Source organism: Pantoea sp. SGAir0215 (assembly GCF_043543215.1).
On sequence record NZ_CP028031.1, the window covers coordinates 1,426,169 to 1,438,845 of the forward strand.

The 12,677-nt window shown below is 58.0% G+C and carries 7 protein-coding genes; 6 read left to right on the forward strand and 1 reads right to left on the reverse strand.

Features of this window, described 5'->3' with window-relative positions:
* The first annotated feature begins 31 nt into the window (after nt 1-31).
* The 6 genes from hrpB (at nt 32) to fhuB (ending at nt 11,243) form a co-directional block, all read left to right on the forward strand.
* A complete protein-coding gene (gene hrpB / locus C1N64_RS06640) occupies nt 32-2,527 on the forward strand; it encodes an ATP-dependent helicase HrpB (protein ID WP_367143299.1) in 2,496 nt (831 codons plus the stop codon).
* Between the two features lie 83 nt (nt 2,528-2,610).
* Nucleotides 2,611-5,142, forward strand: coding sequence for a bifunctional glycosyl transferase/transpeptidase (mrcB, locus tag C1N64_RS06645; RefSeq protein WP_039338694.1), 2,532 nt, complete (start codon nt 2,611-2,613; stop codon nt 5,140-5,142).
* Between the two features lie 197 nt (nt 5,143-5,339).
* Nucleotides 5,340-7,541, forward strand: coding sequence for a ferrichrome porin FhuA (gene fhuA / locus C1N64_RS06650; RefSeq protein WP_367143297.1), 2,202 nt, complete (start codon nt 5,340-5,342; stop codon nt 7,539-7,541).
* Between the two features lie 39 nt (nt 7,542-7,580).
* On the forward strand, nt 7,581-8,375 hold the full coding sequence (gene fhuC, locus C1N64_RS06655) for a Fe3+-hydroxamate ABC transporter ATP-binding protein FhuC (protein ID WP_039338691.1): 795 nt from the start codon (nt 7,581-7,583) through the stop codon (nt 8,373-8,375).
* 10 nt (nt 8,376-8,385) lie between these two features.
* Nucleotides 8,386-9,264, forward strand: coding sequence for a Fe(3+)-hydroxamate ABC transporter substrate-binding protein FhuD (gene fhuD, locus C1N64_RS06660; protein ID WP_367143296.1), 879 nt, complete (start codon nt 8,386-8,388; stop codon nt 9,262-9,264).
* Nucleotides 9,264-11,243, forward strand: a complete 1,980-nt coding sequence (gene fhuB, locus C1N64_RS06665; protein ID WP_262959867.1) for a Fe(3+)-hydroxamate ABC transporter permease FhuB — start codon at nt 9,264-9,266, stop codon at nt 11,241-11,243. The genes fhuD and fhuB overlap by 1 nt, the downstream gene beginning before the upstream one ends.
* Nucleotides 11,244-11,274: 31 nt before the next feature.
* On the opposite strand, the gene hemL is transcribed toward fhuB, so the two are convergent.
* Nucleotides 11,275-12,555: a glutamate-1-semialdehyde 2,1-aminomutase gene (gene hemL / locus C1N64_RS06670; protein ID WP_394515345.1), complete on the reverse strand. Its 1,281-nt coding sequence runs from the start codon at nt 12,553-12,555 to the stop codon at nt 11,275-11,277.
* Nucleotides 12,556-12,677: the final 122 nt, after the last annotated feature.

The window sequence follows — 12,677 nt, forward strand, 5'->3', positions numbered from 1 at the left end:
TCTCCGGTAATCCTCACGGATGAGTGCTACAATGCGCGCCATCTTAACACAGCCATTAGCGGAGTTTTTGGTGAGTGATCTCCCCGTCAGCGCGGTGTTGCCTGACCTGCTGAGCGCCCTTGATCAGGCCTCGAACGTCCTGCTGGCTGCGCCTACCGGCGCAGGTAAATCCACCTGGTTACCCCTTCAGCTGTTACAGCACAAGGCGCTGTCAGGGCGCATTATCATGCTGGAGCCACGCCGACTGGCCGCGCGCAACGTGGCGCAGAGGCTGGCTGAGCTACTGGGCGAACAGCCCGGCGCCACGGTGGGTTACCGCATGCGCGGCGAAAACTGCAGCGGACCCATGACCCGGCTTGAGGTGGTGACCGAAGGTATTCTGACGCGCATGTTGCAGCAGGATCCGATGCTGGATGGCGTGTCGCTGGTGATTCTGGATGAATTTCATGAGCGCAGCCTGCAGGCGGATCTGGCGCTGGCGCTGTTGCTGGATGTTCAGCAGGGATTGCGTGACGATCTGAAAATTTTGCTGATGTCAGCCACGCTCGATAATACTCGCCTGGCGACGCTGCTACCGGACGCGCCGCTGATTGCCTCAGAAGGGCGCAGCTATCCGGTCGAACGGCGTTATGCTCCGTTGAGCCCGAGCCTGCGTTTTGACGAGGCGGTAGCGCGTGAAGTCGCGCAGTTGCTTCGACAGGAAAGCGGCTCGCTGCTGCTTTTTCTGCCCGGCGTGGCAGAGATAGCGCGCGTAAAACGCGAGCTGGAAACCCGTGTCGATGAGGATGTCGATTTAACGCCGCTTTATGGCGCGCTTCCGCTGGCCGCTCAGCAGCAGGCTATTTTGCCTGCCGCCCCCGGACGCCGCAAAGTGGTGCTGGCGACCAATATTGCCGAAACCAGCTTAACGATCGAAGGTATTCGTCTGGTCGTGGACAGTGCCCAGGAGCGGCGCGCGCTGTTTGATGCACGCAGCGGCGTGACGCGGTTGCAGACTCAGCGCATCAGCCAGGCGTCGATGACGCAGCGCGCCGGACGTGCCGGACGACTGATGCCGGGCATCTGCCTGCACCTGACTTCACAGGAGCAGGCGGAACGGGCGCCTGCACAGGGCGAAGCCGAAATCCTGCACAGCGATCTCGCGTCATTGTGGCTGGAACTGCTGCAGTGGGGCTGTACAGACATCGACCAGCTACAGTGGATCGATCGGCCACCCGAAAAGCACTTACGGGCAGCGCAGCAGCAGCTGATGCGCCTTGGAGCGCTGGATGAATCAGGACGACTGAACACACAGGGCAGACGCATGGCGCAGCTCGGCAGTGATGCCAGGCTGAGCGCTATGTTATGTGCCGCAGGGCGTGATGCCGATGCGGTGGCCAGCGCGGCACTACTCGTCGCCGTGCTGGAGGATCCGCCCCGCGCGGGCAGTGTCGATCTACGTGATGTTCTCTGTCGGCCTTTACCGCACTGGTTGCGGCGCGCGCAGTACTGGCAAAAACGCCTTGGCGTCACAGGCGGACGGGTCGATGACGCGCATTTTCCCGCGTTGTTAACGGCGGGATTTCGCGATCGTCTGGCGCGCCGACGCGATAACAGCGGACGCTATCAGTTAGCCAACGGACTGGGGGCAGGGCTGGACGAACAGCAGGCGCTCACGCGTTACGAATGGCTCATTGCGCCTGTCTTATTACAGGGCATCAGCGCCCCCGATGCACGTATCCTGCTGGCCCTTCCCGTCGACCTTGCGGCATTGACGCAGGCCTGTCCACAGCTTGTCGAACAGCGTACCGACGTGGAATGGGATGACGAGAAGGGCACGTTGCGCACCTTACGCCGTGAGCAGATTGGCGAACTGATACTGAAGACTCAGCCGCTTGCCCGACCAGATGCCGAGGCGTTACAGGCCGCACTGCTACGCTGGGTCGCTAAAAAGGGGTTATCGGTACTGGGATGGACGCCGGAGGCTGAGCAACTGCGGTTACGTATCCAGTGTGCCGCCCAGTGGCTGCCCGAAGAGAACTGGCCCGCCGTCGATGAGGCCAGCCTGCTTGACTCGCTGGATCGCTGGCTGCAACCGCAGATGAGCGCTGTGCGGGATCTGAAGAGTCTGCAGTCGGTCAATCTGGTCACTGCGCTCTTACATTTGCTCACATGGTCACAACGTCAGCGGCTGGATACTGTGCTGCCAACTCATTACACTGTGCCCACCGGAAGTCGGCTGCCGATTCGCTATGATGCAGATAAACCGCCCGCGCTGGCGGTGCGTATTCAGGAAATGTTTGGCGAAGCCAGTAATCCTGCCGTCGCAGAAGGTCGCGTGCCGCTGGTGCTGGAGCTGTTATCGCCCGCCCAGCGTCCCTTACAGATCACCCGCGATCTGGCGGCGTTCTGGCGCGGTGCCTATAAAGATGTGCAAAAAGAAATGAAAGGGCGTTATCCCAAACATCCCTGGCCCGACGATCCGGCCTCCGCAATACCGACCCGGCGGACGAAAAAGAATACGTCACAGGGCGGGCCCGCTGTTTAATTCAGAGGGTTCTGCCATGCGACAGTGAAGAAAGCAGTTAGAGTAGCGGCGCAGCCGTAAGCTATGCCTGGAGAATGAAACCAATGTCTGGGAACGATCGCGAACCTATTGGGCGCAAAGGAAAACCGTTGCCACCGCGCAACAGCGCCCGCCGTGGGCGGCGCAGAGACATCGATAGTGATGTCGCTCAGGACGATTTTGATGATGATTACGAGGAGGAAGCGCCGGTGCCACGTAAAGGTAAAGGTGGAAAACCGCCGCGCGGCAAACGCCGTTGGCTGGGATGGTTTATTAAGCTGTTCCTGGTATTTGTAGTGGTCATGGCCGCGTGGGGCGTATACCTCGATTCGGAAATTCGCAGCCGCATTGACGGTAAAGTGTGGCAACTGCCCGCTGCTGTCTACGGTCGTATGGTCAGCCTCGAACCTGGCATGGCCTACAATAAAAGCGAAATGATTGCCCTGCTGGAAGGCACGCAGTACCGCGAAGTCTCGCGCATTACGCGTCCGGGAGAATTCTCGGTCAAAGGCAACACCATTGAACTGCTGCGTCGCCCGTTTGATTTCCCGGACAGCAAAGAAGGGCAGATTCATGCCCGAATGACATTCAGCAAAGATGAGCTGAGTGAGATTAAGAACGTCGAAACCGGGCGTGATTTTGGTTTCTTCCGGCTTGATCCTCGTCTGATTACGATGCTGCAGTCACCCAATGGTGAACAGCGCTTGTTCGTTCCCCGTGCCGGTTTCCCTGATCTGTTGGTGGATACCTTAATCGCAACGGAAGATCGCCACTTTTATGAGCATGACGGCATCAGCCCGTACTCCATTGGCCGTGCCTTCCTGGCGAACATCACTGCCGGAAAAGCGGTGCAGGGCGGCAGTACGCTTACCCAGCAACTGGTCAAAAACCTGTTCCTGACTAATGAGCGTTCGCTGTGGCGTAAAGCCCGTGAAGCCTATATGGCCGTGATCATGGATGCCCGTTACAGCAAAGATCGTATTCTGGAGCTTTACCTGAACGAGGTGTATCTCGGTCAGGCAGGTAACGATCAGATCCGCGGTTTCCCTCTGGCCAGCCTCTACTATTTTGGCCGCCCGGTTGACGAGCTGAGTCTCGATCAGCAGGCGATGCTGGTGGGCATGGTGAAAGGGGCGTCGCTCTATAACCCATGGCGTAACCCGAAACTGGCCCTGGAACGACGTAATCTGGTGCTGCGCCTGCTGCAGCAGCAGAAAGTGATCGATCAGGAACTGTACGACATGCTGTCGGCCCGTCCGTTGGGCGTGCAGCCGAAAGGCGGTGTGATTACGCCACAGCCTGCCTTTATGCAGATGGTGCGTAATGAGCTTCAGGCAAAACTGGGCGACAAAGTCAAAGATCTGTCGGGCGTGAAAATTTTCACCACCCTGGATCCGGTTTCTCAGGATGCGGCCGAAAAAGCCGTTGTAGACGGTATTCCCACCCTGAAAAAACAGCGCGGTCTGAAAGATCTGGAAACCGCAATGGTGGTCGTTGACCGCTTTACGGGTGAAGTTCGCGCGATGGTTGGTGGGGCCGATCCGCAGTTTGCCGGGTATAACCGCGCGTTGCAGGCGCGCCGATCCATCGGCTCGCTGGCGAAACCGGCCACCTATCTGACCGCGCTGAGTCAACCCAACACTTACCGCCTGAACAGCTGGATTGCGGATGAGCCTATTGCGCTGAAACAGCCGAATGGGAGCATCTGGAAACCCATGAACGACGACCGGCGGTTTAGTGGCAAAGTGATGCTGGTCGATGCGCTGACGAACTCCATGAACGTGCCAACGGTTAACCTGGGCATGACGCTGGGACTAAATGCGGTGGTGGACACCTGGACGAAGCTGGGTGTGCCTAAAGATCAGCTGAATCCGGTTCCGGCGATGTTACTGGGCGCACTCAACCTGACGCCTGTGGAAGTGGCTCAGGCCTTCCAGTCCATTGCCAGCGGCGGGAATCATGCAGAACTGTCAGCCGTGCGTTCGGTCATCGCGGAAGACGGTACTGTGCTGTACCAGAGCTTCCCGCAGGCGCAGCGCGTTGAACCGGCACAGGCGGCTTATTTAACGCTGTATACCATGCAACAGGTCGTCGATCGCGGTACCGCCCGGGCGCTGGGGGCACGTTTCCCGAATGCGCACCTGGCAGGGAAAACCGGCACCACGAACGATCTGGTCGACAGCTGGTTTGCCGGGATTGATGGTAAAGAAGTGGCGATCACCTGGGTTGGCCGTGATAACAACCAGCCGACCAAACTCTATGGTGCCAGCGGGGCGATGCAGATTTACCGCCGCTACCTGGACAATCAGGCTCCGATGCCGCTGCAGCTTACTCCGCCGGAAGATGTGACGATGATGAACATCGATACTGCGGGTAACTTTGTCTGCGGTTCAGGAAGCAGCACATGGCGCACGCTGCCTGTCTGGACGCTGGATCCGAATGCGCTCTGCCAGCAGCAGCAACAGCAGGTTCAGCAAATGCAACAACAGCAGCAGATGCAGGACCAGCAACAACAGCAGTTACAGCAGCAGCAACAGCAGGAACAAAAAGACAGCAACGGCGTTGCCGGCTGGATAAAAGATATGTTCGGCAAATAACCCGTCAAACGCGGATGAAAAAGGCACTTCGGTGCTTTTTTTATTCCACATCAAAACCCCTTGTTATCGCCCGTGACACGACGCCACGCCGGGGAATTCTGCTTGCAGAAATTGCGAGACTTCGCATATTATCCAATCGTTATAATAATCATTATCGTTTCGATTCGCTTAATCATCCCCATTTGAGAGACACCTTCATGACAGCGCGTTCTATCCCTTTTGCTTCTCCATCCGGCGTATTTACGCGTCGGCCTCTGGCTTTGATCATTGCCCTGGTGACCAGCGGCGCAAGCGTAATGGCTTACGCTGAACAAACGGTGGTGGTATCTGCAAATGGCGGTGGTGCGGTGGCGCAGGAAAACGCGTGGGGCCCGGCGGCCACCATCGCCGCAAAACACAGCGCCACCGGCACCAAAACGGACACGCCGATTGAAAAGAATCCGCAGTCGGTTTCTGTGGTGACACGTGAAGAGATGGAGATGCGCAGCGTCACCAGCGTGAAGCAGGCCTTTAATTACACGCCGGGTGTGCTTACCGGTAACCGCGGCAGTTCAGGCGTCTATGATGCGTTGTCAATTCGCGGTTTTAGCGAAACCAACACCAACCAGTATCTCGATGGGTTGAAGCTGCAGGGCGACAACTACTCGGAATTCGCTATTGATCCCTATTTCCTGGAGCGGGCTGAGCTGCTGCGCGGGCCGGTGTCGGTGCTGTACGGTAAGAGCAACCCGGGCGGTGTGGTCGCGCTGGTCAGTAAACGTCCCACCCAGGAAACGCTGCGTGAAGTGCAGTTTCAGATGGGCAATCACAATCTTTACTCCACCGGCTTTGATTTTGGCGGTGCGATCGATGACGCAGGCGTTTACAGCTACCGTCTGACAGGCCTGGCGAGCAGCCAGGATGCCCAGCAGGCGAACAACAAGCAAAAGCGCTACACCATCGCGCCGTCCTTCAGCTGGCGACCAGACGAAAACACCCGTCTGGATCTGCTGACCTACTTCCAGAATGAACCGGACACGGGTTATTACGGCTGGTTACCGCGTGAAGGCACTGTCGTGCCCATTACGCGTCCTGATGGCAGTCAGTACAAACTGCCCACCAACTTTGATGAAGGGGAGAAGAGCAATCGCATCTCCCGTAACACCAAAATGGTCGGCTACAGCTTTGAACACCGTTTTGATGAGACCTGGACGGTACGCCAGAACCTGCGTTATGCCGAGTTAACGACGGATTACCGCAGCATTTATGGCAATGGATTTAACGCCGCCACACAGGAAATCACGCGAGGTCATGCCACTTCAGACGAAAAACTGAATGAGTTCGCCGTCGATAACCAGGCACAGGCAAAATTTGCAACCGGTCAACTCGACCATACGCTTTTGCTTGGTGTGGATTATCAACGCATGCGTAATGATATCAACGCAGCGTTTGGTTCAGCATTTCCTTTGAATGCGGTTGCTCCTCAGTACGGTAATGATTCGCTTAACGGCACGCCTTTCCCCTATCGTTATCTGAACAAACAGGAACAAACCGGCCTTTACGCGCAGGATCAAATGGCGTGGGATCGTTGGGTGCTGACGTTAGGCAGCCGTTATGATTACGCGATGACATCTGCGTTAAATCGCGACACCAATACCGAAGTCAAAAATCATGATCAGGCCTTCACCTGGCGTGGCGGCGTAAACTACGTTTTTGATAACGGTATCGCGCCTTATTTCAGTTATAGCGAATCCTTTATCCCAACGGCCGGGACGACAGTGAGCGGGCAACCTTTCGACCCATCGCGTGCTAAGCAGTACGAAACGGGAGTGAAATATGTGCCGAAAGATCGTCCTGTCGTGGTTACGGCTGCGATGTATGAACTGACTAAGTCCAAAAATTTAACAGCCGATCCTGACCATACCCTTTTCCGCATCCAGAGCGGCGAAATCCGTTCTCGCGGTGTCGAACTGGAAGCCAAGGCGGCCCTCAATGCCAACGTCAACCTGACCGCGTCTTATACCTACACCGATGCTGAATATACGGAAGATACACAGCTCAAAGGCAAAACCCCGGTGCAGGTGCCTAAGCACATGGCCTCGCTGTGGAGCGACTATACCTTCCATGAAACGGCGCTGTCCGGCGTAACGTTGGGCGCGGGCATCCGTTATGTGGGCGAAACACAGGGATTATACAGTGCGGGTCCCGACGTGAACCAAAACTTCACCGTCGCGGGTTACACTACCGTCGATGCCGCGTTGAAATATGATTTAGGCCGTTTTGGTTTGCCTGGCTCAACGGTTGGCGTTAACGTTAACAACCTGTTTAACCGTGACTACGTTGCCAGTTGCTACCGTGAATACGCGTGCTACTGGGGCGCAGAGCGACAAATTGTCGGCACCGCCACGTTCCGGTTCTGATCGATGAGGGCGCTTCGGCGCCCGTTTACAGGGATAACCATGCAGCTTCCGCAGTACCAACAGACCGCCTTCCGACTGGATAACGCCAGCTTTCGCGTACCGGGCCGTACGCTCCTTCATCCCGTTTCTCTCGCTTTTACGCCAGGTAAAGTCACCGCGCTGATTGGGCACAATGGTTCAGGGAAATCCACGCTGTTAAAAATGCTGGGGCGGCATCACGCGGCCAGTGAAGGGCGGGTTCTGCTCAACGAACAGCCTGTTGATCGCTGGAGTAGCAAAGCGTTTGCCCGTGAGGTCGCCTATTTGCCGCAGCAGTTACCGGCTGCGGAAGGCATGACGGTACGTGAGTTGGTGGCCATTGGGCGTTATCCCTGGCATGGTGCGCTGGGGCGCTTTACGCAGGACGATCGCGAGCGGGTCGCGCAGGCAATCGCGCGGGTTGGACTAACGCCATTCGCCTCGCGGCTGGTCGACAGCCTCTCTGGTGGTGAGCGCCAGCGTGCATGGCTGGCAATGATGGTCGCTCAGAACAGCCGCTGCCTGTTGCTGGATGAACCTACCTCTGCGCTGGATATTGCCCACCAGGTGGATGTGCTGGCGCTGATTCAGACGCTGAGCCATGAACATGGCTTAACGGTCATTACCGTCTTACACGATATTAATATGGCGGCTCGCTATTGTGACCATCTGGTCGCCTTGCGCGGCGGCAAACTGATTGCAGAAGGTGGACCAGAACACATTATGCAGGCAGATGTGTTGCAGGCGATTTACGGTATCCCAATGGGCATCTTCCCCCATCCTGGCGGCGGCGCGCCGGTGAGTTTTGTGTGTTAAGGATACGATAATGCCGGATTTATATCGCCGTCGCCTGCTGATGGCAATGGCGTTGTCGCCTCTCATCCCGTCTTTCCCATCGCCTGCGGCACAGCCTGACAGCGACCGCGTTATTGCGCTGGAGTGGCTGCCCACCGAGTTACTCCTGGCGCTGGGCGTGAACCCGTTGGGTGTGGCGGACGTGCATAACTACAACGTCTGGGTCGGACAGCCGCCATTGCCTGCGGGCGTGGTGGATGTCGGGTTACGTACCGAGCCAAATCTTGAGCTGATGACCCAGATGCATCCCTCGCTGATTCTCTGCTCGAACGGTTACGGTCCACCGAAAGATAAGCTGCGGCGCATTGCGCCGATCATGGGGTTTGACCTGCACAATGGCGATGGCAAACCGCTGAGTCGCGCACGGGCCTCATTGCGGGCGCTGGCGGCCCGACTGGGATGGGAGGCGCAGGCTGAGGCGCATCTGCAACAGGTGGATGCGGAGATTGCGGCGGCGCGTCAGCGTCTGGCGCCGCACGCCGGTCGGGCCATTTTGCTGATGTCGCTACTCGACAGCCGCCACGCTATTACCTTCGGTAAAAACAGCTTATTCCTGGAAGTGATGGCGCTTTTGAATCTGAAAAATGCCTGGCAGGGCGAAACCAATTTTTGGGGCAGCGCCGTGATTGGACTGGAACGGCTGGCCGTTTTCCATGACGTAGAGGCGATCTGCTTCGATCATGACAATGATGCCGTGATGCAGCAGCTGTCGCGAAGTCCGTTATGGCAGTCCATGCCGTTTGTTCACAGCGGCCATTTCCAGCGCGTTCCGGCGGTGTGGTACTACGGTGCGACCTTGTCAGCCCTGCACTTTATTCGCGTGCTGGAACGTGCGCTGGAGAAATCGTAATGCGTCATCGTTTTTTCCCGTTAGCCGTGACAGGTACGCTGTTCTTCCTGGCGTTGATGTTAACCGCGATCAATCTGCAACAGGCGCTGCCCACGAACCAGTGGTTGCAGGCGCTGTGGACACCGGACAGCAGCAACATTGAGCAAATGGTCTTTCACTACAGCTTACTGCCGCGCTGGTCACTGGCGCTGCTGGTGGGGGCAGGGCTGGGGTTAGCCGGATTACTGTTTCAGCAGGTGTTGCGCAATCCGCTGGCCGAACCTGGCACGTTAGGCGTTTCATCCGGCGCGCAGTTAGGAATGACCGTCGCGACCTTATGGCACCTGCCGGGTGGGGCGCTGGCTCATCAGTTCGCCGCGTCGGGTGGCGCGCTGTTGGTCGGTGCGCTGGTGTTCAGCGTGGCCTGGCGCAAACGTCTGTCGCCCGTTACGCTGATTCTGGCAGGGCTGGTTCTCAGCCTGTACAGCGGCGCAGTGAACCAAATATTTGCCATCTTTAACCACGATCAACTGCAGAATATGTTTCTGTGGAGCACCGGCACGTTGAATCAGATGAGCTGGGACAGCGTTACCCAACTCTGGCCACGTCTGGTGCTGGCGCTGGTGCTGTCTCTGGCACTACTGAGACCGCTTACGCTGATGGGGCTGGACGATGGCGTCGCCAAAAATCTTGGGTTAGCGCTGTCTGCTACGCGGCTGGCCGTCCTGGTTCTGGCCATCTTGCTGAGCGCTCAGTTGGTGAGCGTAGCGGGGATCATTGGCTTTATTGGTTTATTTGCACCGCTGCTGGCAAGGCTGCTGGGTGGACGGCGGTTACTGAGCCGCATGCTGCTGGCACCCCTGATTGGTGCACTGCTGCTCTGGCTGGCGGATGCCTGCGTACTCTGGCTCACGGCGCACTGGCGCGAGATCTCCACCGGAACCGTGACGGCGCTGCTGGGCGTGCCCATTCTGTTGGCGCTGTTACCTCGCCTGCGAACCGGATCCGTTCCGCCTGCGCTGGATCAGGGGGACAACGTGCCGGTCGAGCGATACCGTTACGGGCGCTGGACGCTGGTGGGATTGCTGATGCTGGGCGGACTGACATGGCTTTGTCTGGCCTTTGGGCGTGATGCGCATGGCTGGATTTGGACGTCTGGCGACATGCTGCAACAGTTGTTACCCTGGCGCGCGCCGCGTGTGCTGGCGGCACTGGAGGTCGGCCTGATGCTCGGTGTGGCGGGCAGCCTGATCCAGCGCCTCACCGGTAATCCCATGGCCAGTCCTGAAGTGCTGGGCATCAGTTCCGGCGCGGCCTGCGGTGTGGTCGTGATGCTGTTCTTTGTTCCCGGCAACGCGCTGGCATTTCTGTTGCCGGCAGGTGCGCTGGGGGCGGCGATAACGCTGGCGGTTATTATGCTGGTCGCCAGTCGTGGTGGTTTCTCACCGGAACGTATGCTACTGGCGGGTATGGCACTCAACAGCGCCTTTGTCACCATTCTGATGCTGTTGATGGCAAGTGGCGATCCGCGCATGGCGGGGTTACTGACCTGGATATCCGGATCAACTTATAACATCAGTGCTACGCAGGCGCTGCAAAGTGCAGGCTTTGCGGCTGTTTTAGTGGCATTAGCGCCACTGGCCAGCCGCTGGTTAACCATTCTGCCACTTGGCAGCATGACCGCACGGTCTGTCGGTATGGCACTGACGGGTTCACGACTCGCCCTGTTGCTGTTAGCGGCGGCCTTAACGGCTTGTGCCACGCTGACGATTGGGCCGCTGAGCTTTGTCGGCTTAATGGCACCCCATATGGCCCGTATGTTGGGCTTTCGCCGCGCGCTGCCACAGGTGTTACTGTCTGGCGTGCTGGGGGCCGGGTTAATGGTGGCCGCAGACTGGTGCGGGCGCATGCTGGCCTTTCCCAGTCAGATTCCGGCGGGCCTGATGGCGACCTTTTTGGGCGCACCCTATTTTATCTGGCTACTGCGCCGTTCACGTTAAAAAAAAGACCGGCTCAGCCGGTCTTTTCTCATCAGAGCTTCGCGAAACAGCGCCGGGCCGCCTCGATGGTGTGCTGAATATCCTCATCAGTATGTGCCAGCGACATAAACCCGGCCTCAAAGGCGGACGGCGCAAAATACACGCCTTCTTCGAGCATCAGGTGGAAGAAGCGCTTGAAGCGTTCCACGTCGCACTGTGTCACGTCCTGATAGCAGGTGACGCTGTCGGCATCGGTAAAAAACAGGCCAAACATGCCGCCAACCTGATTCACCACCACGGGAATATTTTCCTGTCTGGCTGCCTCAACCAGCCCCTGAGCCAGTTGTTCAGTCAGACGGTTCAGCCTGTCATGCATACCTGGCTGCGCAATCTGCGTCAGGCAGGCATAACCGGCGGCCATGGCTACGGGATTACCGGACAACGTACCGGCCTGGTAAACCGGCCCGGTCGGGGCCAGCGCGGACATGACCTCGCGACGGCCACCGAACGCACCCACTGGCATACCACCGCCGATGATTTTGCCCAGGCAGGTGAGATCCGGCTTCACGTTATAGTGCGCCTGTGCGCCGCCCAGCGCCACACGAAAGCCTGTCATCACTTCATCAATAATCAGCAGCGCACCGAACTCATCGCACAGGGCACGCAGGCCCGACAGGAAGTCAGGCTGCGGAGGGATACAGTTCATATTGCCGGCAACAGGCTCAACGATAATGGCAGCGACAGCCGCGGGATACTGTTCAAAGGCCGCACGAACAGAGTCCAGATCGTTATAGGTGCAGGTCAGCGTATGCTTAGCAAAATCGGCGGGTACGCCCGGCGAGTTGGGTTGGCCCAGCGTCAGCGCACCTGAGCCGGCTTTCACCAGCAGGTGGTCGGCATGGCCGTGATAGCACCCTTCGAACTTGATGATTTTATCGCGTCCGGTAAACCCGCGCGCCAGACGAATCGCACTCATGGTCGCTTCGGTGCCGGAGTTGACCATGCGCACCATTTCCATACTCGGTACCAGGTCACATACCAGCTGCGCCATGGTGACTTCCATCTCGGTCGGCGCACCAAAGCTCAGGCCGCGCTGGGCTGCCTCAATCACAGCCTGACGAATGCCTTCGTTGTTATGTCCCAGTACCATTGGCCCCCATGAGCCAACATAGTCGATATAGGCTTTGCCATCGGCGTCATACAGACAGGCGCCATCAGCATGCTCAATGAACAGCGGAACGCCGCCGACACCGGTAAACGCACGGACCGGCGAGTTCACACCGCCGGGGATCAGGCGTTGTGCTTCGGCGAACAGTTTTTCAGACTTACTCATTTTCGGCTCCAGCAGTTCATATAATTTCGGGCTATTCTACGGAAGAGGGGCGGCCGACGAAAGCCAGATATCCCTGCGTACGACTTCTCCGCGTCAATCCGGCACAGAGTGCGAAGCTGAGC

Bases quoted from the DNA above. Each gene is read 5' to 3' on its own strand.
- hrpB (WP_367143299.1), top strand. From the start codon at position 32: ATGCGCGCCATCTTAACACAGCCATTAGCGGAGTTTTTGGTGAGTGAT.
- mrcB (WP_039338694.1), top strand. From the start codon at position 2,611: ATGTCTGGGAACGATCGCGAACCTATTGGGCGCAAAGGAAAACCGTTG.
- fhuA (WP_367143297.1), top strand. From the start codon at position 5,340: ATGACAGCGCGTTCTATCCCTTTTGCTTCTCCATCCGGCGTATTTACG.
- fhuC (WP_039338691.1), top strand. From the start codon at position 7,581: ATGCAGCTTCCGCAGTACCAACAGACCGCCTTCCGACTGGATAACGCC.
- fhuD (WP_367143296.1), top strand. From the start codon at position 8,386: ATGCCGGATTTATATCGCCGTCGCCTGCTGATGGCAATGGCGTTGTCG.
- fhuB (WP_262959867.1), top strand. From the start codon at position 9,264: ATGCGTCATCGTTTTTTCCCGTTAGCCGTGACAGGTACGCTGTTCTTC.
- hemL (WP_394515345.1), bottom strand. From the start codon at position 12,555: ATGAGTAAGTCTGAAAAACTGTTCGCCGAAGCACAACGCCTGATCCCC.